Source organism: Streptomyces sp. NPDC001700 (assembly GCF_053596435.1).
The window spans coordinates 72106-94249 of the sequence record NZ_JBSFGE010000026.1 but is presented as its reverse complement, the minus strand read 5'-3'; the positions used below and the strand labels follow the sequence as shown (position 1 = coordinate 94249).

The following is a 22144-nucleotide window of genomic DNA, read 5'->3' as shown; positions in this document are numbered from 1 at the left end:
GGAAGTACGTCACTTCGTACGTCCCAGGGTGAGCCGCTGCCCGGATGGTGGAATGCAGACACGGCGAGCTTAAACCTCGCTGCCCCTCGCGGGCGTACCGGTTCAAGTCCGGTTCCGGGCACCTCCAGATCTTGTGGCCGCACTCTGCGTGCGTGGCCGGTCGCCCATCGTGCGACCAGGGCCCGCGTCCGGCCCCGCCCCCGCTTCCGCGGGAACCTCGCGCTGTCCGTACGCGCGTGAAAAGATCCTCCCTGGGCACTAGAGTGCTTTCTTTGCTTACCCATTACTCTTGAGTCAAGGTCGCGCAGGGCGGCCATGGAGGAGTGAGATGAGGAGCAGCAACCCGGTCTTCTCGCGACGGGGGTTCAGCCGCGGCGGCGGCTACGCCGGCTTCGGCGCGGCCCAGCAGGCCGGGGGCCCCGCCGCAGTCCAGGGCAACCCCTACGCGGGCAGCAATCCGTACGCGCAGCAGCAGCAGGCACCGGGCAACCCCTACGCGGCCGGTGCCCAGCAGAACCTGACGCCCGAGCAGCTCCAGCAGATGTACGGGGCACCCCCGGCCGGTCCGCAGACCGACCGGATGACGATGGACGACGTCGTCATGCGCACCGGCATGACGCTGGGCACGGTCATCGTCGCCGCAGCGGCGGCGTGGATCGCCCAGCTGCCCATCGGCGCGGGCATCGGTGCCGCGCTGATCGCGATGGTGCTGGGCCTGGTGCAGGCGTTCAAGCGCAAGGCCTCGCCCGCGCTCATCCTGGGGTACGCCCTCTTCGAGGGGCTCTTCCTCGGCGTCATCAGCCAGGTCTACAACGAGCGCTGGTCCGGCGCCCCGATGCAGGCGGTCCTCGGCACGATGGCCGTCTTCGTCGGTGTGCTCGCCGCGTACAAGACCCGGCTCATCCGGGTGAACGCGCGCTTTCAGCGCTTCGTGCTCGCGGCGGCCATCGGCTTCATCCTGCTGATGGCGGTCAACCTGCTGTTCGCCGCCATCGGCGGCGGTGACGGCATGGGCCTGCGCACCGGTCCGGTGGGCATCATCTTCGGGATCATCGGCGTCGTGCTCGGTGCCGCGTTCCTGGCGATGGACTTCAAGCAGGTCGAGGACGGCGTCCGGTACGGTGCTCCGCGCGAGGAGTCCTGGCTGGCTGCGTTCGGTCTGACGCTCTCGCTGGTGTGGATCTACCTGGAGCTGCTCCGGCTGATCTCCATCTTCAGGGACTAGTCCCTGTCACAGCTGAGCTGAACAGCCGAAGGGCCCGCGGAGGCGATTGCCTCCGCGGGCCCTTCGGCCGTCTGCGACGTAACCCGCTCTCGTGTCGTGCCCGTCTGTGGTACACGCGTCTGCCTCCAGGCGGCAGCGGGCTACAGCAGCTTGCGCGCCGCGCGCCTCAGGTCGTGTTCGTGGATGATCGCTTTGGCGTGCCCATAGGCGAGCTGGTGCTCGCCCCGCAGCCAGCTGACCTTCTCCTCGAAGCGGAAGAAGGCGGGGCCGTCGTCTACCGTGCGCAGCCAGTCGGCAATGTCACGGCCGGTGCATTGGGGGATGCGGGAGAGTAGGTTCCGGTGAGTCTCGTCGGAGAAGATCTGGGACATCGGCGCCTCCGGACGCGTCCATTCCGGGCCCGGGTGAACACCCGGGAGGGGTCCTTCAGCTCACCGTGCCTGAGTGTTCGGCCGTTGGCAACAGTCCGTCGGTGGCGCATACGCTCTCGGCGTGGATGATGCGACCTCCTTGCTCCGTGCCGTCGACCGCCTCGCCGACCGGCTGCGCTCCCTTCCGCAGTCCCGGCTGCGCCAGGGCGCGGCGGCCGAAGGACTGGCTCTGGCGAGGGAATTGTCCGTGCGGGCCCAGCGTCTGGAGGCGCCCGGGACGCCGCCGCGGATCATGCCGGACGCGGGGGTGTTCACGATCGCCGACCAGGTCGCGGTGGCCGGTCATGATTTGGTGCACGCGCTGGAGCGCGCGCCGGGTGGCGCCGCGGTCGCGGAGAGCGGCGGGAGCGGGCGCGCGGCGGAGGCGGTGGCGCTCGTGGAGGCGGCGGCCGGGCGCTGCGGCCTCTGAGAGCGGTGCGTACGGGCCCCTCTGGGCCCCTCCGTGGCGCGCGTGGCGCGTGCGGGGCGTACGGCGCGTACGGGCGCGGGGGGCGTACGGAGGCGGGCCGGGGGAGCGGACTGCTGTGCGCGGCGCGCGGGCTCACGGCGCACACCGGATGATGCTTGCCCTACGGCGTCACAGCGAGGCGATGACGCGGTCGGCGAGGACGTACACGTTCTCGTCCCCGCAGCCGAAGGTGAGCGCGTACGCGCCCGAGACGCCCGAGCCGCCGAGCAGCACCGGGGCGGTGCCCTCGCGCAGCGCGTCCGCCAGCCGCTCGGCCGTCTCCCGGTGGCCGGGGGTCATGCAGATCGTGGTGCCGTCGGCGAAGACGTACACGTCGAGCGTGCCGAGCGGTCCTGGCCGTACGTCCGCCAGCGGGGTACGGGCCTCCGCCAGCTCGGTCAGCCGGGCCACGGTGCGGTCGTGGTCGGCGATCGGCGGCGAGGGCGTGAAGTCGGGGTGCGAGGGGTGGCGGCGGCGCGCGGCGGCCAGCTCGGGCGACTCGAAGGACTCGGCCTCCTGCTCCGTGTCGGCGCCGATCTCCGCGCCGACCTCCGCGCCCACCTCGGCGCCCATCTCCAGCTCCATCGGCTCCATCGGCTCCTCGGGGTCCTGCTCCGCGGCGTCGCGGGCGTCGGGGCCCAGCGCGTCCAGGCCGAGCAGCGGCTCGGGACCGGCCAGGTCGGCCTGGCGGGGTACGAAGAGCGCGTCGTGCTGGGCGTCCTCGCCGAGCCCGGCCAGCCCGCCGAGCAGCGACGGGGCGTCGGACGACCCGGCGGAGTCCCGGGCCTCCTGGGCGGCCCAGAACGCCCTGGCCTCGGCCAGCTCGCGCTCCCGCTCCTCGGCCAGCGCGTCGGCGACGGCCGCCCGTATCTCGGCGGCGGGGGTGGCGCGGGCGGCGGGCACCGTGACGGCGTCCTCCCCGGACCGGTCCGCCCGCCCGGCGGCGGCGACCGTGGCGGCCAGCTCGGCGCGCAGCTCGGTGATCTGCCGCCGCACTCCGCGCGCGGTGTGCAGTGCTGCGGCGCCGGTGGCCGTGGCGGCCACCGCGGCCAGCAGGAGGGCAAGGGTCATGGGGCTCACTGACGTAACTCCCGGTTGCTGTCGATCCCCCGAATTCCTACCTCAGCTTGACTCGGTTCGCCTCTCGGCGTCAGTGCGTGACGTCACCGAGCGGACCGAAGTCCATGCCCGGAAGGGGGCCCTCCACCGTCGCTGAGCTGGGGTGACGGGTCTCCCCCAGGACGTTGGTCACATCCTGGGGGAGATTGGGTCACAACTAGCGCTCAGGCCGTGTAGCCGCCGGGTACGGGCCCGGCTCAGCTCAGCCGCTCGATGACCATCGCCATGCCCTGGCCGCCGCCCACGCACATGGTCTCAAGACCGAACTGCTTGTCGTGGAACTGCAGCGAGTTGATCAGCGTGCCGGTGATCCGGGCGCCGGTCATGCCGAACGGGTGGCCCACCGCGATCGCGCCACCGTTGATGTTGAGCCGGTCCAGGTCGATGCCCAGGTCCCGGTAGGACGGGATGACCTGGGCGGCGAACGCCTCGTTGATCTCGACCAGGTCGATGTCGCCGATCGCCATCCCGGCCCGGGCCAGCGCCTGCTTGGACGCCTCGACCGGTCCGTACCCCATGATCTCGGGGGAGAGCCCGGAGACGCCGGTGGACACGATCCGGGCGAGCGGCGTGATCCCCAGCTCGCGCGCCTTGGTGTCGGACATGATCACGAGCGCGGCGGCGCCGTCGTTGAGCGGGCAGCAGTTGCCCGCGGTGACCAGGCCGTCGGGGCGGAAGACCGGCTTGAGGCCCTGTACGCCCTCCAGCGTCGTCCCCGCGCGCGGCCCGTCGTCCGTGGCCACCACCGTGCCGTCCGGGGTCGTCACGGGGGTGATCTCACGCTCCCAGAAGCCCTTCTTGATGGCCTCCTCGGCGAGGTTCTGGGACCGCACGCCGAACGCGTCCATGTCCTCGCGGGTGATCCCCTTGAGCCGGGCCAGGTTCTCGGCGGTCTGGCCCATCGCGATGTACGCGTCGGGGATCAGCCCGTCCTCGCGCGGATCGTGCCAGTCGGTGCCCTCCTGCTCGGTGAGCGCGGCCGTACGGGCCTCGGCGTCGGCGAACAGCGGGTTGTGGGTGTCCGGCAGCCCGTCCGAGGTGCCCTTGACGCTGCGCGACACCATCTCGACGCCCGCGGAGATGAACACGTCCCCCTCGCCCGCCTTGATGGCGTGCAGCGCCATCCGCGACGTCTGGAGCGACGACGAACAGTAACGGGTGATCGTGCACCCCGGCAGATGGTCCATCCCCATCTGCACGGCCACGATCCGCCCCAGATTGTGCCCCTGCTCCCCACCCGGCAGCCCGCAGCCGAGCATCAGATCGTCGATCTCCCGCGGATCCAGCTGCGGAACCTTGGCGAGGGCGGCCTGAATGATCTCCGCGGTCAGGTCATCGGGCCGCAGATCCTTCAACGACCCCTTGAAGGCACGGCCGATGGGCGAACGGGCGGCAGAGACGATCACGGCTTCGGGCATCACGGCTCCATGGGGCGGATCGAGGGGTGGGACTGTGAGGGAAGTTACCCGCACGTAGAGCAGGGGTCACGGGGCGAACGCTGTGACCCCGGCCTCTTTTTCCTAAGCGTACGCTCAGTCGTGCGGCTCCGCCGTGCTCTTCCCCCACCCCGCCCCTCCCCGCCCCCGGGGCTCCGCCCCGGCCCCCACCGGGGCTGCGCCCCTGGCCCCCACCGGGGCACCGCCCGGGCCCGCACCGGGGTCCTCGGCCCCGGCCCCCACCGGGTCTTCGCACCGGCCCCCGCATCGGGGTCTTCGTCCCCGGCCCCGCTCAGTCTCTGCCCGGGCCCCGCATGGGGGTCTTCGCCCCTGGCCTCCACCGGGGCTCTGCCCGGGCCCCGCATCGGGGTCTTCGCCCCTGGCCCCCACCGGGTCTCCGCCCGGGCCTGCATCGGGGTCTTCGGCCCCAGCCCCCCACCGGGGCTGCGCCCCTGGCCCCCACCGGGTCTCCGCCCGGGCTCGCATCGGGGGCTCCGCCCCGGCCTCCACCGGGGCTTCGCACCGGGGGGCTTTTCGCCCCCCCCGGCACCGCTCGGTCTCTGCCCGCGCCTTGTCGGGTGCTGGAACTCCGCCGGGCTCCGGTCCCGTTCGGCGGGGCGAGGAGCAGGGGCCAGTGGCGGAGATGTCCCGCCCCCGGCCCCGGGGCGGCGCGCCCCATTCCCGGCCGCTGCGTCCCAGCCCTGGGTCGGGACACCCAACCCCGGCCGGGAAACCCAGCCCCGGCCGGGCACATCCAGCCTCTCCGGCGTTTGAGGAGCGGGGTCCGGGGCGGAGCCCCGGGGTCGGGTAGGGGCGGGGTGGGGGACAAGCCGCCCTCAGCGCGGCACCGGCGGGACCGGCGCCGCGCTGCCCTCCCCGGCGGGCCGCCCCCGCCGCAGCAGCCGGGCCCACGGCCCACGCGCGGCCGTCACCTCGGTACCACCCTCCGCCGCCGCCTCGGCCGCCGCGGTCGCCACCGGCAGAATGCCCTCGTCGCGAGTCTCCGGAGCCTCCTCCGGCCACAACCCCAGCGCCCCGCACAACGTCGGCAGCACCGCCATCGCCGCCGTCGCGTACCCCTCCGCCGAGGGGTGGTAGTTGTCCGGCCCGAACAGCTCCCGCGGGTTCGCCGCGAACTCCGGCCCCAGCAGATCGCCCAGCGACACCGTACGACCGCCCTGCTCGACCACCCCGATCGTCTGCGCCGCCGCCAGCTGACGGCTCAAACGCCGTGCGACAAACCGCAGGGGCTGGTAGACGGGCTCGATGGTGCCCAGATCAGGGCACGTGCCCACGACCACTTCGCACCCCGTCTCGCGCAGCCTCCGCACCGCCTCCGCCAGCAGCCGCACCGACTGCGCGGGCGGCATCCGCCCGGTGACGTCGTTCGCGCCGATCATGATGACGCAGACGTCCGGCAGCTGCTCCGGATCCTCCAGCACCCGCGTGACCTGCCGTTCCAGATCGCTGGACTGCGCCCCCGGGAGCGCGACGTTCCGCAGGTCCACCGGGCGCTCCGCCACCGCCGCGAGCCCGGAGGCCAGCAGCGCGCCCGGCGTCTGACTAGGGCGGTGGACGCCCTGTCCGGCGGCCGTGGAGTCGCCGAGAAAGGCCAGCCGCAGAGGGGGCTGGCCGGTCCTGCGGGCGAAGGCGAAGCCGTAGCGGCCGTCCGCCCGCGGCGGTCCCTCCTCCGACCCGCCGACGATCCGCCTCGCCAGGGACAGCTCGGTGAGCAGCAGCACCGCGGTCACCCCGCCCAGCAGCCCGATCCCGCCGCCCCCGTACGCCGCCGCGGCCGCGATCCGCCGCGCCACCCTCGCCCTCGACATCGACATGGGTCCAGCCCACCTCCGTCCGCACGCCTTCTGTACCTTTGTACGCCTTGCTAACCACTTGGTGCCCCCTGCGTGCTCGTCCACAACCGCACGGGTCACCGCCCGGCTCCGCGCAATAAGCTGGCTGTACGGGCCCGCGACGCGGGGGTCCCGACGCGGAGATCCCGCGGATTCCGGACCAGGAGCAGGCGTGCAGTACTACGAATCGATGATTGAGCTGGTCGGCAACACCCCGCTGGTGAAGCTCAACACCGTGACCGAGGGCATCCGGGCGACCGTCCTGGCCAAGGTCGAATACTTCAACCCCGGCGGCTCGGTGAAGGACCGCATCGCGGTCCGCATGATCGAGGCGGCGGAGGCGTCGGGCGCGCTGCAGCCTGGCGGCACGATCGTCGAGCCGACCTCCGGCAACACCGGTGTGGGCCTCGCGATGGTCGCCCAGCGCAAGGGCTACAAGTGCGTCTTCGTCTGCCCGGACAAGGTCTCCACCGACAAGATCAACGTGCTGCGGGCGTACGGCGCCGAGGTCGTCGTCTGCCCGACCGCCGTCGACCCCGACCACCCGGACTCGTACTACAACGTCTCCGACCGCCTGGTGCGCGAGACCCCGGGCGCCTGGAAGCCGGACCAGTACAGCAACCCCGACAACCCGCGCTCCCACTACGAGACCACCGGCCCCGAGCTGTGGGAGCAGACCGACGGCAAGATCACCCACTTCGTGGCGGGCGTCGGCACCGGCGGCACGATCAGCGGCACCGGCCGCTACCTGAAGGACGTGAGCGAGGGCCGGGTCAAGGTCATCGGCGCCGACCCCGAGGGCTCCGTCTACTCCGGCGGCTCCGGGCGCCCGTACCTCATCGAGGGCGTCGGCGAGGACTTCTGGCCCACCGCGTACGACCGGACCGTCGCCGACGAGATCGTCGCCGTCTCCGACAAGGACGCCTTCCAGATGACCCGGCGGCTCGCCAAGGAGGAGGGGCTGCTGGTCGGCGGCTCCTGCGGGATGGCGGTCGTCGGCGCGCTGGAGGTCGCGAAGCGGCTCGGCCCGGACGACGTGGTCGTCGTCCTGCTCCCGGACAGCGGCCGCGGCTACCTCTCCAAGATCTTCAACGACGAGTGGATGGCCGACTACGGCTTCCTGGAGGAGGAGGGCCCGGCCGTGCGCGTCGGCGACGTCCTCCAGGGCAAGGCGGGCGGGCTGCCGTCGCTCGTCCACATGCACCCGGACGAGACGGTCGGGGACGCCATCGAGGTCCTGCGGGAGTACGGCGTCTCGCAGATGCCCATCGTGAAGCCCGGCGCCGGGCACCCCGACGTGATGGCCGCCGAGGTCATCGGCTCGGTCGTCGAACGGGAGCTGCTGGACGCCCTGTTCGCCCAGCGTGCCTCCCTCGGCGACCCGCTGGAGAAGCACATGAGCCCGCCGCTGCCGCACGTCGGCTCGGGCGAGGCCGTCGAGGACCTGATGGCCGTCCTGGGCCGGGCGGACGCGGCGGTCGTGCTGGTGGAGGGCAAGCCCAGGGGCGTCGTCAGCCGCCAGGACCTGCTCGCCTACCTCGCCAACGGCGCGAAGTGACACCGCGGTTGGGGCTTTGACGAAGTGGTACGTGAGCGTCACGCGCACGCAGCACAGCGTTAACACGCGCCCGGCAGATTAGGGGATGTCGGAAAGGGCGACACCGACACCCCAGAATGCGGCGACAGGACATCCGGAGCGGCTCCCGGACCTCCATGGTCGCCCTAGGACGCGGCTCATCGCGTCCCTCGCGGGAACCGCCGTCGTCCCGCCCTCGGCGCTACGCCGGGGTGCGGCGGTTCCCGCGCTTTTCATTCCCGCTCCCGGCGGAACCGGACGAAGAACCCCAGCGCGTGAACCGCGTTGACGCCGACGATCCCGGCCCAGGTGACCAGCAGCCCCGGCAGCCCCGCGTTGACCACGCCGATCGCCGACAGCGGCACCGCGAGCACCAGGGACACCCCGACGAAGGCGAACCGCTCGCCGAACCCCACCCCCGCGGCCTCCCCGCCGCCCCCGCCCGCGTACGGGCGCGCCCCGCGCGCGGCGGCCATCTGCCGCTCGGCCCGCTGCCGCCGCAGCTCACGGTCCGACGTATCGTCGAAGCGCCGCTCGACCTTCTCCATGAAGGCGTCGATCAGCTCGGACTCGTACTCCGCGCCCAGCTCCTTGCGGGTCTGCAGGGTCGCGTCGAGTTCCCGTTTCAGCTCCGGGTCATGGGCGTCCATGCTTCGAAGGTACGGTCACGGGGACGCTCTGTCGGTAGGGCCAGCCCCCCGAAACGCAGAGGGGGCCCGAAAGGAGTCAGTACCGTGACCGCACCTCTCCTCACCTCCCTCGCCGCGCCGGGCGGTGACCGCCCCGACGCGCTCACCGTCGCGGGCCGCGCCCTCTCGCGCGAGGAACTGCTGGGCGCCGCGGGCGCGGTGGCCGCCCGGGTGGCCGGGGCGCCGGTCGTGGCGGTCCGGGCGACCCCGACCGCGGAAACGGTGACGGCGGTGGTCGGCGCGCTGCTCGCCGGGGTGCCCGTGGTCCCCGTACCGCCGGACTCCGGGCCCGCCGAACGGGACCACATCCTGCGCGACTCGGGCGCCGCCCTGCTGCTGACCGACGACCCCGGCGCCGAGGCGCCGGTCGAGACGGTCCCCGTCGACCTGACCGAGCGGGCGGCCTGGACGAAGCCCGAGCCCGACCCGGAGTCCACCGCCTTCATCCTCTACACCTCGGGCACCACGGGCGCGCCCAAGGGCGCCCTGATCTCACGCCGCGCGGTCGCCGCCGACCTGGACGGGCTGGCCGAGGCGTGGGCCTGGACGCCGGACGACACCCTGGTCCACGGGCTGCCGCTGTTCCACGTGCACGGCCTGGTCCTCGGCGTCCTCGGCGCCCTCCGCACCGGCAGCCGCCTCGTCCACACCGGCAAGCCCACCCCGGCGGCGTACGCGGCGGCGGGCGGCAGCCTCTACTTCGGCGTGCCGACGGTCTGGAACCGCGTCGTCCAGGACCCCGAGGCCGCCCGCGCCCTGTCCGCCGCCCGCCTCCTGGTCTCCGGCTCCGCGCCGCTGCCCGCCCCGGTCTTCCGCGACCTGGAACAGCTCACCGGCCAGCGCCCGGTCGAGCGCTACGGCATGACCGAAAGCCTCATCACCATCTCCACCCGCGCGAACGGCGAACGCCGCCCCGGCTCCGTCGGCACCCCGCTCACCGGCATCCGCACCCGGATCGTCGCCGAGGAGGGCGCCGAGATCGGCGAACTCCAGCTCACCGGCCCCACCCTCTTCGACGGCTACCTGAACCGCCCCGAGGCCACCGCCGGTTCCTACACCGACGACGGCTGGTTCCGCACCGGCGACATCGCCGCGCTCGACCCGGACGGATTCCACCGCATCGTCGGCCGCGCCTCCACCGACATGATCAAGTCCGGCGGCTACCGCATCGGCGCGGGCGAGGTCGAGAACGCCCTCCTCGACCACCCCGCCGTCCGCGAGGCCGCGGTCGTCGGCGCCCCCCACGACGACCTCGGCCAGCAGATCGTCGCGTACGTCGTCGCCGACGGCATCGGCGAACAGGACCTGATCGACTTCGTCGCCACCCAGCTCTCCGTCCACAAACGCCCCCGCAAGGTCCGCTTCCTGGACGCCCTCCCCCGAAACGCCATGGGCAAGCCCCAAAAGAAACTCCTCCCCCCGGCCTGACCCCGCCTCCTCTCTCGCCGTTGCCATCGGTGATAGCGATTCCTACACTCAGTGACCACGACGGCTGAGTGGAGAGACGATGCCCCGCGCATGGGAAGCCGACCCGTCCGCATCGTTCGCGCGCCGATTAGGACGATCGGCGCGCGAACTGGGGAACACCGGAGGGCGTGACGGATGCCCCGACATCTGGCAGCTCGACAACGGTGACATCGCGGTCATCGGCCGCGATCTCACCGAGGCCTACCGGGCGAGACTCCCCGAGGACGCCAGCATCGCCCCGGACGAGCGGCTGGTCGTCATCCCCGGCAACACCCTGAGCGCGGCGAAACCGGATATCCCCGATGCTCGGTCTTGACGGCCCCCGCCTCGACCCCGCCCAGGGCGAAGCCCTCTCCCTCGACGCCTACCGCGCCGACTTCCGCGAGCGGCAGTGGACGATCGACGGCCAGGACTCATGGAAGCTGGAGCGCCAACAGCGCTTCAGGGAGCCGGGATTCGCCAGCTGGGAGGCGTTCGCCCGCGGCGACTGGGACGCATCTCTCCGCCTCATCGAGGAGGAGCGCGACTATCTGCGGGAGTTCTCGCAGGACGTCGAACGTCACCGGATCACCCTGTTCCGGGTGCGGGTGGTGGAGCGACCGATCGCCCCGTATCTGCAATGGGAGCTGCATCTGCTGCGGCTGCGCGCCGAATGCGGGGAGAAGATCAGGGTGATCGGCCCCGAGCACCTCGGTGAGCTGGAGAGATCCGGACCGCTGCCGGAGCTGCTGACGCTGGGCGACCGCACGACGTACCAGATCCGCTATTCGGACGAGGGCATCCTCGACGGCGCCGTGCGGTTCACGGACCCGGCGACCACCGCGCGCTGCCGGGCCCTCACCAGGGATCTCTACGCCGCCGGTGAGGATCTGACGTCGTACTTCGCCCGTGAAGTAGCCCATCTGCCACCACCATCACCGGAGTAGCCGATCAACGAGGACCATGGGACGCATTCCGAACTGTCGGGGTCCGCGGGTGACGTGGTGCAGGCCCGGGACATCAGCGGAGGCATCCACTTCCACGGTGACAGCAGCCCCGACCGGACCAAGCCCCGGCAACTGCCGGGGGATGTCCGGGGGTTCGTCAACCGGGGCGAGGAGCTGGGGCGGCTCGACGCGATCGTGACCGACGGCGGCGGTGAATCCATCTCCGTCTGCGTCCTCGCCGGGACCGCGGGCGTCGGCAAGACCTCCCTGGTGCTGCGCTGGGCGCACCGGGTGAAGGAGCGCTTCCCGGACGGTCAGCTGTATGTGAACCTGCGCGGCTACGACCCGGGCGCACCCGTCACCCCGCAGGAGGTGCTGCACCGGTTCCTCTCGGCCCTGGGCGTGCCGGTGACGGCGATTCCGGCGGACCCGGAGGCGTGCGCGGCGCTCTACCGGTCGCTGCTGGCCGGGCGCAGGATGCTGGTCATCCTGGACAACGCGGCCACGGTGGGCCAGGTCAGGCCGCTGCTTCCGGGGACCGCGGGCTGCCTGGTGATCGTGACCAGCCGGAGCCGCCTGTCGGGGCTGGCCGTCCGCGACGGGGCACATACGCTGACGCTGGCCACGCTGGACGAGCCGGAGGCCGTCGCCCTGCTGAGCGTCGTCACCGCCGCCCACCGGCCCCAGGACGACCGGGACCAGCTCGTCGAGCTGGCCCGGCTGTGCGCCCGCCTGCCGCTGGCCCTGCGCATCGCGGCCGAGCGGGCCGCCAGCCGTCCCCATATGGGACTTGGCGAGCTGATAAGAGACCTTCGCGACGAGTCAGCCCTGTGGGATGCCCTGAGCGTGGGAGACGACGAGGAGGCCGAGGCGGTGCGTACCGTGTTCGCTTGGTCCTATCGGGCGCTTCCCACGGAGGCGGCGCGTCTCTTCCGGCTGCTCGGACTGCATCCGGGCGCCGAGTTCGGCACCGCGGCCGCCACCGCCCTGGACGGGGACCATGGTCCCGGACGCGTGCGGCATCTGCTGGACGTCCTGGTCGGCGCCCATCTGCTGGAGCAGACCGGGCCCGACCGCTATGAATTCCACGACCTGCTGCGCGCCTACGCGGCCGACCAGGCGCGGCACGAGGAGCCGTCCGAGGGCCGCGAGGCGGCGCTGCGCCGGGTGTTGCTCTGGTACCTGCACTCCGCGGACGCGGCCCAGACCTGGATCAACCCCCAGGAGGCCCATATCCCGCTCGAGTCCCTGAGCGACGGCGTCGCCGCGGCGTCCTTCGCGGACTACGAGGCGGCCATGCGGTGGTACGAGGCGGAGCGCGGCAATCTGCTGGCCGCGACGCGCGCCGCCGAGGAGGCCGGGCTCGACGCGATCGCCTGGCAGCTGCCCGCGGTGCTGCGGAGCGTGCACATGCTCCTGAACCCGTTCGAGGAATGGCTCGCCATGAGCAAGGTCGGACTGGGCGCCGCACGCCGACTGGGCGACCGCACAGCCGAGGCCGAGCTTCTGGAGAGCCTCGGCATGGCCTGTACGCAGTCCCATCGCCTGGCCGAGGGCGCCGAGCACCATGAGGGCGCCCTGGCCGCGCGCCGGGAGACAGGGGACCGTCTCGGAGAGGCGCTGTCCCTCAACGACATCGGACTGATCCACCTGCGGGCGCGTCGGCTTGAGGCGGCGAAGGACCACTTCGACCAGGCCGCTGCGCTCTTCCAGGAACTGGGCGCGGCCCACTGGCAGGCCGTGGTGACGGCGAACCTCGCCGAGGTGACGCACGAGCTGGCCCGGCCGGAGGAGGCGTCGGCCTTCGTCCACCGGGCCCTGGAGATGCACCGCGAGCTGGGCAACCAGGGCGGCGAGGGCAACGCGCTGCGCATCCTGAGCGCCGTCCAGCGGGATCGCGGGCAGCCGGAGGAGGCGCTGCGGTCCGCCGAGGGCGCACTCGACATCGCCCGAACCCACCGCAATCACATGTGGGAGGGGTACTGGCTGCTGGAGCTGGGCCGGGCGCAGCAGGCCAGCGGTGAACCGCACGACGCCCTGGTCTCGTTCCAGCGGGCCGCCTCGCTCCAGCGCCGCCTCGGCGACCGGGCACGGGAGGCGCGGGCCTGGGACGGCGCGGGCGAGACGTACCGGCGCCTCGGGCGCCCCGGCGAGGCGGCCGACTTCCACCGCCGCGCCGCGGCGACCCACCGCGAACTGGACGACCCGTGGCACACGGCACTCGCCCTCGACGGCCTCGCCGGTGCGCTGCGCGAGGCGGACGGCGCCGAGGAGGCGCGCCGCCACTGGACCGAGGCCCTGCACGCACTGGCCCCCTACGACGACCCCCGGGCGACCGAGCTGCGCGACCGCATCGCCGCCGCCCTGGGGTGACGCAACCCGTCAGGAGGGCTCGGCGCGGTCGAAGGTGGCGGTCCCGGACGGGGGTAGCCAGACGAGCCGTGTGGCGTGGTTGGAGTCGTCGGTCCGCCGACCGAAGTACCAGGTTGCCCGCTCGGGGGACTTGAGGGAGAGCTGTCGGGTTCCGTCCACGCTGGTCACGCGCACGGCGCCGTCGTCGAAGACCAGGCCCCAGGCGGCGATGGCGCCATCCCGTAACCCTGGTTCCACGTCGTACTCCTGGACCACGGCGAAGAGTTTGGGTGCGAAGTCGGTGACGAGGTCGCACAGTTCCTTGTCGAAGGTTTCGGGCGTCTCCATGTGAGCCTCCGAGAGGTGTTCGCCGCTCCTTCGGACATGCCGGTGCCAGGGCAGCGGGCATGGAGGGAGCGATACGCTTCCGGCTTGGCCGGTCATCCTTGAGTGATGAACGCGTCACTCAGAGTAGGTCATAAGGTTAGTCCGTCGCAATGTTATGACCGAGGCTCTCGGAACTGGTTGGACCGCCGCGTGGGACGCGCGAGAAACTGTTCGACGGGCCAGGAGGGGAAGACGCATGCCACCCAGGAGCATTCCCACGGCGCGCCAGCAGCGCCTGGGCGCCGAGCTGCGGAAGATGCGCGAAGCGGCAGGCATGACCGCACGCGAAGCCGCTGAACTGCTCGGGGCCAACGCGATCCAGATAAGCCAGATCGAGGCGGGGAAGGCTGGCGTCAGCGAGGAACGCCTGCGGCGGATGGCCTCCCAATATGCCTGTCTCGACCCCGCGTTGCTGGACTCGCTGGCGACTATGGCGGCAGAGCGCACCAAGGGGTGGTGGGAGGAGTACCGAGGCACTCTCGCGCACGGGGCGCTGGACCTGGCGGAGCTGGAGCATCACGCCACGGGTATGCGTACGCTCCAAGCTGTCTATGTGCCGGGTCTGCTGCAAACCGAGGACTACGTTCGGGCCCTCATGGCGTATGGCCTTCCCGAACCGCCACTGGAACAGCTCGAAGCGCAGGTTTCCTTCCGCGTGCGGCGCCGAGAGGTCCTGGAGCGAGATGCGGCGCCCCGCTTCGAAGCGGTCATTCACGAGGCCGTGCTGCGAACGCGTGTCGCCGACCGGAAGGTCGCACGCGAGCAGCTTTCCTTCATCCTGGCGCAGTCCGAGCGGCCGAACGTGACCGTCCGGGTGATCCCCTTCGATGTGGACGGTTTCGGTGGAGCCGGGGCGTCCATGCTCTACGTGGGTGGCCCAGTGCCCAAGCTCGACACCGTGCAGCTCGATGCCTGGCACGGTTCGCTGTGGATGGACGCGGAGTCGCAACTCGCAAGGTACCGCGCGCTGCTCGACAGGGCGACGCTCTCCTCTTTGGCGGTGGAGGAGTCGCGAGACTTCATCCACCGCCTCACACAGGAACTGTGAAAGGTCTGGCCATGGTCAGCACGGGAATCTGGCGTAAGTCTTCGTTTTCTGGCACCAACGCGGAAAATCACTGCGTGGAACTCGCGGCCCTGAACGGCAAGATCTCACTGCGCGAGAGCGACGACCCCGCAGCGGTCGTCACCACCACCCCCGCCTCGCTCGGGACCTTCATACGCATCGCCAAGCGCGGCGGCCTCGACCACCTCACCCGGAAGCGGTGACGCGCCACAGCGCCTATGGATGACAACGCGCTCAACATCGTTCTGGGGCTGGTCACCAGCCTGATCAGCGCCGGCGGGGGCTGGCTGTTCAGGACCTACCTGTGGCGGCGCCAGCTCCTCCGCAAGCAGAGATTCTTCGGGCTGTCGAACGGCTCGGAATGCCTGCTCGTGGTCAACCAGGACCCGAGCGCACCTGGCCGCAGTGTCCAGCGCCATGATGCCTTCGCGCTCCTCGAACTCTCCGCTCTCATCAAGGAGTGCGGAGCGCGTGCCGACATCGTGGAGCACGACGCCGCCCGCCTGGGTTTCGGCGCGCGGACCGAGTTCTGCGTCGGTGGTCCGACGTCGAACCGTCGCACCGAGGCCCATATGCGTTCGCTGCTGCCGGGGATCGAGGTGAACACCGACTACGAGAACATCCCCGACGGTTTGGCGTTCACCACCGGTAATGAGGTGTACCGGCTGTCCAAGGGCGTAACCGAGTATGTGGTGCTCGCCCGCCTCACCACACCGGAGGGCGACCGTCCGGTCTTTCTCGCCGCCGGTCAGCGCGGGGTCAACAACCAGGCGGCAGTACGCTACCTGGCCCGGCACCACGTCCAGCTTGCCTCCCGGTACGGGCTCGATGGGGTCTTCTGCCTCCTGCTGAAGGTTCTCAACTCGGACGCGTACGGCCCGGACATGGTGGAAGTGGTCGCCGACGTCACCGCAGAGGCGACCGCTCCCGCCGCTACTTCTTCGTGAGGCCGTGGTCGGCGGCCCAGTCGGCGGCCACCTCGTCCGGGTCCTTCTTCTCCTTGTCGACCAGCTTGTTGAGCCGGGCCAGTTCGTGGGTGGTGAGGGCGACGCCCAGCTTGGCCAGGGCCTTGCGGACCTTGGTGTCGGCCTTGGCGGCGCGGATGACGGGGACGATGTGCTGGGCGGGGATGAGGGCCTTGGGGTCGGCGAGGATCACCCAGCCGTTGCCCTCGATGTCGGGGTCGGTGGAGAAGAGGTTGGCGACGTCGACGTCGCCCTTCTTCAGGGCGCCCTTGACCAGCGGGCCGGAGGCGTCGAGGGCCTTGAACTCCTTGAAGGTGACGCCGTAGCGGTCCTTGAGGCCGACCAGGCCGACGACCCGGTTCTTGTCCTCGGCCGGGCCGCCGAAGACGAGCTTGCCGTTGTGCTTCTTCAGGTCGGAGAAGCTGCGCAGGCCGTACTTGTCGGCGGTCTCGCGGGTGACGCAGAAGACGTCCTTGTCCTCGGCGGCCGCGTACGAGAGGGCTTCGAGGCCGCTCGGGAGGGCGACGGTGAGGGCGTTCTGCAGGTCGCCCGCCTGGGTCTGGGGGGCCTTGTCGTCGAAGTGGAGGAGCAGATTGCCCTGGTACTCGGGGAGCAGGTCGATGTCGCCCTGCTGGAGGGCGGGGATGACGATCTCGCGGGAGCCGAGGTTGGGCCGGACGCTCGTCTTGACTCCGGCGCCGCCGAGGGCCTCGGCGTAGAGGTAGCCGAGGAGCTGGTTCTCGGTGAAGTTGGCGGTGCCGATGACGAGGCCGCCCGCGCTGCTGCCACCGCCCTCGCCGCCTCCGCCGTCGCCCTTGAGCGAGGTGATGCCGCCGCCGCAGGCGGCGAGGGTGGGCACGGACGCTCCGGCGAGCAGGCCGCCGAGCAGTTTCCTGCGGTTCATGGGTCTCCTTGCGTCAGGGCGCGGGGCGTCAGTGCGCGGGCGTGCGGGCGGGGCGGTTGCGGAAGAGCAGGCGTTGTACGGAGGCCAGGGCCAGATCCAGGGCGATGGCCAGGACGGCGACCAGCACCGCCCCGCCCAGGACCTGCACCAGGTCGCGCTGGGCGAGCCCGTCGAAGACGTAGCGGCCGAGGCCGCCGAAGCTGACGTACGCGGCGATGGTGGCGGTGGCGACGACCTGGGTGCAGGCCAGCCGCAGCCCCGTCATGATCAGCGGGAGGGCGAGCGGGATCTCGACCTGGAAGAGGACGTGGTGCCAGCGCATGCCCTGGCCGCGCGCCGCGTCCCGGACCTCGGGGTCGACGGCGGCCATGCCCGCGTACGTGTTGGTGACGATGACCGGGACCGCGAGGGCGACCAGCGAGACGTAGACCGGCCACATGCTGAGCCCGCTGGCCAGGAAGACCAGGGTGACCAGGCCGACGGTGGGCAGCGCGCGCCCGAAGCCGGAGATGTTGATGGCGAGGAACGCGCCGCGCCCGGTGTGGCCGATGAGCAGCCCGACCGGGAGGGCGATGAGGGCGGCGACGAGGGTGGCCAGCAGCGAGTACTGGAGGTGTTCCAGGAGGCGGGTCGCGATGCCGTCGGGACCGGACCACTGGGCGCCGCTGGTCAGCCATTGGCCGAGGTTCTTCAGCAGTTCGATCATGTCAGGCACGCCTCCTCAGCCAGGGGGTGCACAGCCACTGGATGGCGACCAGCACGGCGTCCGCGACCAGGGCGAGCAGCAGGGACAGGACGACTCCGGCGACGACCGGGGTGGGGTAGTTGCGCTGGAAGCCATCGGTGAACAGCTGGCCGAGGCCGCCGTATCCGATGTAGCTGGCCACGCTGACCAGGGAGATCGCCATCACGGTGGAGACCCGTACGCCCGCCATGATCACCGGGAAGGCGAGCGGCAGCTCGACCGTGAGCAGGGTGCGCAGCGGGCGCGCGCCCATCGCGGTGGATGCCTCGCGCGCCTTGGCGGGGACGCTGTCCAGGCCCTCGACGGTGTTCCGGAGCAGCACGGTCAGGGTGTAGATCGTGAGGCCGGTGATCGCGGTGGTGCGGGTGAGGCCGGTGAGCGGCAGCAGCAGCACGAAGATCGCGATGGAGGGGATGGTGAAGAGGACGTTCGAGAGGCCGAGGAGGACGCCGCGCAGCGGCCGTACGCGATGCGCGATGACCGCCAGCGGCACCGCTATCAGCAGGCCGAAGAGGACGGCTGGAACGGCGGTGGAGAGGTGGTCGAGGGTGAGCGTGGTGAGATCGTCCACGTGGTCGGGGAACCAGTCCCAGTCGACGGTCATGCGGTCACGCTCGCGTCGGGGTCCGGGGCGTCCTCAGCCGCTTCGGTGTTCGTACGGCCCGCTTCCGCGTGGCGGCGGCCCGCGTGCTCGTGGATGTGCTCGCGCCCGGTGACCCCGGTCAGCACGCCGTCCGCGTCCACCCGGGCGACCAGCCCGGCGGGGGAGGCCAGCGACTCGTCGAGGGCGGCCAGCAGCGAGTCGGTGTCGCGCAGCGGGCGCACCGGCAGCAGCGGGGCGTTGTCGCCGTCCGGGCCCTCGGAGTCGCGCCAGCCCAGGGGCTCGCCGCGGCCGGAGGTGACCAGCCGCCAGCGGCCCTTGTCGTCGGCGCGCTCCTGGGGGAGACCGGCGAGGGTGGACAGCGAGAGCAGCTTGAGCCCGCGCTCGGCACCCAGGAAGCCCGCCACGAAGTCGTCGGCGGGGGCCGCCAGCAGCTCGGCCGGGGGCGCGCACTGCACGAGGTGGCCGCCGGTGCGGAAGATCGCTATCCGGTCGCCGAGGCGGACCGCCTCGTCGATGTCGTGGGTGACGAAGACGACCGTCTTGCGCAGCTCGCTCTGGAGTCGCAGCAGCTCGTTCTGGAGCTGAGTGCGGACGACCGGGTCGACCGCGCCGAACGGCTCGTCCATCAGGAGCACCGGCGGATCGGCGGCCAGCGCCCTGGCCACCCCGACGCGCTGCTGCTGACCGCCCGAGAGCTGGTGCGGATAGCGCTTCCCGGAGCCCTCGGGCAGCCCGACCAGCTCCAGCAGCTCGGCGGCGCGCGCCCGCGCTTTGCGGCGGCCCCAGCCCAGCAGCAGCGGGACGGTCGCGATGTTGTCCAGGATCGTGCGGTGCGGGAAGAGTCCCGCCTGCTGGATCACATAGCCGATGCCGCGCCGCAGCTCGGCGGCGTCGGCCTTGAGGACATCACGGCCGCCGACGCTCACCGTGCCGCTGCTCGGCTCGACCATGCGGTTGACCATCCGGAGGGTGGTGGTCTTGCCGCAGCCGGAGGTGCCGACCAGGACGGTGATGTCTCCCTCGGGTAGTTCGAGGTTGAGATCGTCGACGGCGGTGGTGCCGTTCGGGTAGTGCTTGCTGACGTGCTTGAAGCTGATCATCCGCTTCCCCTTGCCCTGCCTGCATATAGTCATGCACAGTCGTAGTCGAGTGAATAGAAGTCAATAGGTGTGCGTTAATCGCCGGTTACTTCTGCTCGCGATATGGGACGTAAACGCTTGGCGGCTAGCCCGTAAAGGGTGGGTTCGAGAGGGGTTGCCCTGGATGGTGTCTCACATGCTGGATTCGACGGCGACCGCCTGCGGCGCCGGTGTCACCGCCGCACCGCGGATCACGCTCGACGGCCGCGGCCTGTGCGTCGCCGACGTCGTACGCCTGGCCGACCGCAGAAACCTACCCGCAGCCCCCGACCCCGCCGCCCTCGCCCTCGCCGAGCGCGCCTGGGAGACCGCCGACCGGCTCGCCGCCACCGGACGGGTCTACGGCCGCTCCACCGGCGTCGGCGCCAACCGCACCGAGGAGGTCGGCCCCGGCGCCGACCACGGGCTGCGGCTGCTGCGCAGCCACGCCGGGGCCATCGGCGCCCCGCTGCCCGGCCGCGAGGTCCGCGCCATGATGGCCGTCCGCGCCAACCAGGTGCTCGCGGGCGGCGCCGGGCTGCGCCCCTCCGTCGTCACCTCGCTCGTCCGGGCGCTGGACGCCGGTGTCCACCCCGTGGTCAACGAGTTCGGCGCGGTCGGCACCGGCGACCTCGCCGCGCTCGCCCAGGCGGGCTTGGCCCTCGTCGGCGAGCACCCCTGGGACCTCGCCGACGCCGCCCCCGGCGGCCGCGCCCCCGCCCCCATCACCCTCGACAGCAACGACGCCCTCGCGCTCATCAGCAGCAACGCCCTCACCCTCGGCCAGTCCGCGCTCGCCCTCGACGACCTGCGGCGACTGCTGTCCGCCTCGCTCGCCGTCGCCTCGCTCTCGCTGATCGCGGTCGGCGGCTCGTACGAGGCGTACGCCGAACCCGTCCAGCTCGCCCGCCCGCACCCCGGCTCCATCCGCGCCGCCGCCCTCATACGCGCCCTCCTCGGCGCCCCGGCCCGGCCCACCCCGCCGCTCGGCCGCATCCAGGACCCGTACGGCTTCCGCTGTCTGCCGCAGATCCACGGCCCGGCGCTGGACGCGGCCGACGCGCTGGAGCGAGTGCTGAACGTCGACGTCAACGCCGCCGCCGAGAACCCGCTGATCAGCTCCGCCGACGAGGCCGCGTACCACCACGGCAACTTCTACGCCGCGCACGCCGCCCTCGCCCTCGACCACTTCCGGCTCGCCGCGCTGCAGACCGCGCGGCTGTCCACGGCCCGGCTCGCCGCGCTCAGCGAACCCGACTTCACCCGGCTCCGCCCCTTCCTCGGCGACCCCGCGCCCGCCAGCTCCGGCGTGATGATCCTGGAGTACGCGGCGGGCGCGGCCCTCGGCGAGATGCGGGCCGTCTCCCACCCCGCCTCCCTCGGCCACGCCGTGCTCTCCCGTGGCGTCGAGGAACAGGCCAGCTTCGCCTCGCTCGGCGCCCGCCAGACGCTCCGCGTCGCCGACCACTACCGGCAGGTGCTGGCCTGCGAACTGGTCGCCGCGGTCCGCGCGCTGCGCCAGCGCGGCCTGGAACCGGAGCCCGACGTACCGGCTTCCGCCGCGTATGCCCTGGCGGCGGAAGTCCTCGATCCGCGGATGGAGGACCGGCCGTTGACGGAGGATGTGGCCGACGCGGTGGGTCTGCTGGACCCGCTGGCCGACGTGTGCGAGGGCGTTGAGCTTGCTGTGGCGCGTGAGAGCGCTGAGGGTCAGGAGGACTGATGAGTACGGACAACGGGGTGGCGGATGCGACCGGCGCGAACGGGGGCAGCACTGCCCGCCTCCAGGCGCTGTTCGAGGGGCACCGGCTCACCCCCACCCAGCGCCGCATCGCCCACTGCATGGTGCGGCGGGCGGCCGACGCCCCGTTCCTCTCCAGCGTCGAACTCGCCGAACTCGCGGGCGTCAGCCAGCCCTCCGTGACCCGTTTCGCGGTCGCGCTCGGCTTCGACGGCTACCCGGCGCTGCGCAAGCACCTGCGCGACGTCGCCCCCACCGCCGATCAGCGGGCCGCCGGGGACGGCGCGTACAACGAGTACCAGCAGGCCGTGCAGTCCGAGATCGACAACCTGCGCCACCTCGCCGCCCTGCTCGCCGACCCCGAACCCGTCCTCCGCGCCGGGCGGTTGCTCGCCGCGTCCCGTCCGCTGCCGGTCCTCGGCCTGCGCGCCGCTTCCGCCCAGGCGCGGGGCTTCACGTACTTCGCGCGCAAGGTCCACCCCGACGTACGGCTGCTGGACGAGGGCGGCACGATGCTCGCCGACCGCGTCGACGCCGCCCACCGCGCGGGCGCCACCGCCCTGCTGTGCTTCGCCCTGCCGCGCCATCCGCGCGAGGTCGTGGAGGGGCTGGAGTACGCGCATGACACCGGCCTGACCGTCGTCACCGTCGCCGACAGCGCCTTCGCCCCGGTCGCCCGCCACAGCGATCTGCTGCTGCCCGCCGCCGTCGGGACGGGGCTGGCCTTCGACACGGCCTGCGCGCCGATGCTGCTGGGGCGGGTGCTGCTGGAGGCCATGTGCGACGCGCTGCCGGACGCGCAGGCGCGGCTGGAGGAGTTCGACGCGCGGGCGGCCGCGCGGGGCCTGTTCGTGGAGTAGCCCCCGGGCGGTAGCCACCCGCCCCACCGGCGGGGAGCCACTGCGCGGCGGCTCTCCCCCACCCCGCCCCTTCCCGAAACCGGGGGCACTCCGGGCCCCGGGCTGGTTGGGGTTTCGCTGCCGGGTGCGGGCCGGTGGCCGGGTTGTGCCCACCCGTTCCTCCCCCAGCTACCGCTGGGAGGTGCCCCCCTGCGGAACGATTGCCCACAACGGGGCCGGGTCGGGCCGGAGG

Annotated in this window: 22 protein-coding genes and 1 tRNA gene; 13 read left to right on the top strand and 10 right to left on the bottom strand. The window is 72.1% G+C overall.

The genetic code is table 11. The features are described 5' to 3' along the window. Window positions 1-38 precede the first annotated feature (38 nt). Window positions 39-121 (top strand) — tRNA-Leu (locus ACWC5C_RS34445). 207 nt (window positions 122-328) lie between these two features. Continuing rightward, complete coding sequence (locus tag ACWC5C_RS34440; protein WP_450881963.1) at window positions 329-1225, top strand: Bax inhibitor-1/YccA family protein; 897 nt, start codon at window positions 329-331, stop codon at window positions 1223-1225. Window positions 1226-1365: 140 nt separating this feature from the next. Here the strand turns inward: ACWC5C_RS34440 and ACWC5C_RS34435 are convergent, their stop codons facing one another. Next, window positions 1366-1596: a DUF4287 domain-containing protein gene (locus tag ACWC5C_RS34435; protein WP_450881961.1), complete on the bottom strand. Its 231-nt coding sequence runs from the start codon at window positions 1594-1596 to the stop codon at window positions 1366-1368. A gap of 121 nt (window positions 1597-1717) precedes the next feature. Here ACWC5C_RS34435 and ACWC5C_RS34430 point away from each other — a divergent pair, with 121 nt between their 5' ends. Next, complete coding sequence (locus ACWC5C_RS34430; protein WP_450881959.1) at window positions 1718-2065, top strand: hypothetical protein; 348 nt, start codon at window positions 1718-1720, stop codon at window positions 2063-2065. A gap of 168 nt (window positions 2066-2233) precedes the next feature. Here ACWC5C_RS34430 and ACWC5C_RS34425 read toward each other — a convergent pair whose 3' ends face one another. From ACWC5C_RS34425 to ACWC5C_RS34415, 3 genes are all read right to left on the bottom strand, one after another. Next, the gene (locus ACWC5C_RS34425; protein WP_450881957.1) at window positions 2234-3175 is read right to left on the bottom strand and encodes a hypothetical protein; all 942 of its coding nucleotides are present in this window, start codon (window positions 3173-3175) and stop codon (window positions 2234-2236) included. A 245-nt stretch (window positions 3176-3420) separates the two neighbouring features. Continuing rightward, window positions 3421-4641 carry an acetyl-CoA C-acetyltransferase gene (locus ACWC5C_RS34420; protein WP_450881955.1) on the bottom strand — a complete coding sequence of 407 codons (1221 nt, stop codon included), beginning with the start codon at window positions 4639-4641 and terminating at the stop codon, window positions 3421-3423. A gap of 854 nt (window positions 4642-5495) precedes the next feature. Continuing rightward, complete coding sequence (locus ACWC5C_RS34415; protein WP_450881953.1) at window positions 5496-6494, bottom strand: SGNH/GDSL hydrolase family protein; 999 nt, start codon at window positions 6492-6494, stop codon at window positions 5496-5498. Between the two features lie 190 nt (window positions 6495-6684). Between ACWC5C_RS34415 and ACWC5C_RS34410 the strand changes: the two genes are divergently transcribed. Beyond that, on the top strand, window positions 6685-8070 hold the full coding sequence (locus ACWC5C_RS34410; RefSeq protein WP_450881951.1) for a cystathionine beta-synthase: 1386 nt from the start codon (window positions 6685-6687) through the stop codon (window positions 8068-8070). Between the two features lie 251 nt (window positions 8071-8321). On the opposite strand, the gene ACWC5C_RS34405 is transcribed toward ACWC5C_RS34410, so the two are convergent. Next, window positions 8322-8738 (bottom strand): hypothetical protein, encoded by a 417-nt coding sequence (locus ACWC5C_RS34405; RefSeq protein ID WP_450881949.1) that lies wholly within the window; start codon window positions 8736-8738, stop codon window positions 8322-8324. Between the two features lie 84 nt (window positions 8739-8822). Here ACWC5C_RS34405 and ACWC5C_RS34400 point away from each other — a divergent pair, with 84 nt between their 5' ends. The 4 genes from ACWC5C_RS34400 (at window position 8823) to ACWC5C_RS34385 (ending at window position 13543) form a co-directional block, all read left to right on the top strand. Continuing rightward, window positions 8823-10205 (top strand): acyl-CoA synthetase, encoded by a 1383-nt coding sequence (locus ACWC5C_RS34400; protein ID WP_450881947.1) that lies wholly within the window; start codon window positions 8823-8825, stop codon window positions 10203-10205. Between the two features lie 79 nt (window positions 10206-10284). After that, window positions 10285-10560, top strand: a complete 276-nt coding sequence (locus ACWC5C_RS34395) for a hypothetical protein (RefSeq protein WP_450881945.1) — start codon at window positions 10285-10287, stop codon at window positions 10558-10560. After that, entirely contained in the window at window positions 10547-11170 is a 624-nt protein-coding gene (locus ACWC5C_RS34390; protein ID WP_450881943.1) for a DUF6879 family protein, read from the top strand. Before ACWC5C_RS34395 ends, ACWC5C_RS34390 begins: the two co-directional genes overlap by 14 nt. Before the next feature lie 54 nt (window positions 11171-11224). Further along, window positions 11225-13543, top strand: coding sequence for an ATP-binding protein (locus ACWC5C_RS34385; protein ID WP_450881941.1), 2319 nt, complete (start codon window positions 11225-11227; stop codon window positions 13541-13543). Between the two features lie 9 nt (window positions 13544-13552). Here ACWC5C_RS34385 and ACWC5C_RS34380 read toward each other — a convergent pair whose 3' ends face one another. Further along, window positions 13553-13870, bottom strand: a complete 318-nt coding sequence (locus ACWC5C_RS34380; protein ID WP_450881939.1) for a hypothetical protein — start codon at window positions 13868-13870, stop codon at window positions 13553-13555. A 235-nt stretch (window positions 13871-14105) separates the two neighbouring features. Here ACWC5C_RS34380 and ACWC5C_RS34375 point away from each other — a divergent pair, with 235 nt between their 5' ends. The 3 genes from ACWC5C_RS34375 to ACWC5C_RS34365 are packed head-to-tail and all read left to right on the top strand — an operon-like array spanning window position 14106 to window position 15922. After that, the gene (locus tag ACWC5C_RS34375; protein WP_450881937.1) at window positions 14106-14957 is read left to right on the top strand and encodes a helix-turn-helix domain-containing protein; all 852 of its coding nucleotides are present in this window, start codon (window positions 14106-14108) and stop codon (window positions 14955-14957) included. 11 nt (window positions 14958-14968) lie between these two features. Continuing rightward, complete coding sequence (locus ACWC5C_RS34370; RefSeq protein WP_450881935.1) at window positions 14969-15178, top strand: DUF397 domain-containing protein; 210 nt, start codon at window positions 14969-14971, stop codon at window positions 15176-15178. Between the two features lie 15 nt (window positions 15179-15193). Then, window positions 15194-15922, top strand: a complete 729-nt coding sequence (locus ACWC5C_RS34365) for a hypothetical protein (RefSeq protein ID WP_450881933.1) — start codon at window positions 15194-15196, stop codon at window positions 15920-15922. Here ACWC5C_RS34365 and ACWC5C_RS34360 read toward each other — a convergent pair. The 4 genes from ACWC5C_RS34360 to ACWC5C_RS34345 are packed head-to-tail and all read right to left on the bottom strand — an operon-like array spanning window position 15909 to window position 19293. Then, on the bottom strand, window positions 15909-16844 hold the full coding sequence (locus ACWC5C_RS34360; RefSeq protein ID WP_450881931.1) for an ABC transporter substrate-binding protein: 936 nt from the start codon (window positions 16842-16844) through the stop codon (window positions 15909-15911). The genes ACWC5C_RS34365 and ACWC5C_RS34360 overlap by 14 nt on opposite strands. Before the next feature lie 28 nt (window positions 16845-16872). Continuing rightward, complete coding sequence (locus ACWC5C_RS34355; RefSeq protein ID WP_450881929.1) at window positions 16873-17550, bottom strand: ABC transporter permease; 678 nt, start codon at window positions 17548-17550, stop codon at window positions 16873-16875. Between the two features lies 1 nt (window position 17551). Next, the gene (locus ACWC5C_RS34350) at window positions 17552-18193 is read right to left on the bottom strand and encodes an ABC transporter permease (RefSeq protein ID WP_385446189.1); all 642 of its coding nucleotides are present in this window, start codon (window positions 18191-18193) and stop codon (window positions 17552-17554) included. After that, window positions 18190-19293 (bottom strand): ABC transporter ATP-binding protein, encoded by a 1104-nt coding sequence (locus tag ACWC5C_RS34345; RefSeq protein WP_450881926.1) that lies wholly within the window; start codon window positions 19291-19293, stop codon window positions 18190-18192. The genes ACWC5C_RS34350 and ACWC5C_RS34345 overlap by 4 nt, the downstream gene beginning before the upstream one ends. A gap of 163 nt (window positions 19294-19456) precedes the next feature. Here ACWC5C_RS34345 and ACWC5C_RS34340 point away from each other — a divergent pair, with 163 nt between their 5' ends. Together ACWC5C_RS34340 and ACWC5C_RS34335 are read left to right on the top strand one after the other, a co-directional pair. Continuing rightward, window positions 19457-21034 carry an aromatic amino acid lyase gene (locus tag ACWC5C_RS34340; protein ID WP_450881924.1) on the top strand — a complete coding sequence of 526 codons (1578 nt, stop codon included), beginning with the start codon at window positions 19457-19459 and terminating at the stop codon, window positions 21032-21034. Then, window positions 21034-21912, top strand: a complete 879-nt coding sequence (locus ACWC5C_RS34335; RefSeq protein ID WP_385446186.1) for a MurR/RpiR family transcriptional regulator — start codon at window positions 21034-21036, stop codon at window positions 21910-21912. Before ACWC5C_RS34340 ends, ACWC5C_RS34335 begins: the two co-directional genes overlap by 1 nt. Window positions 21913-22144: the final 232 nt, after the last annotated feature.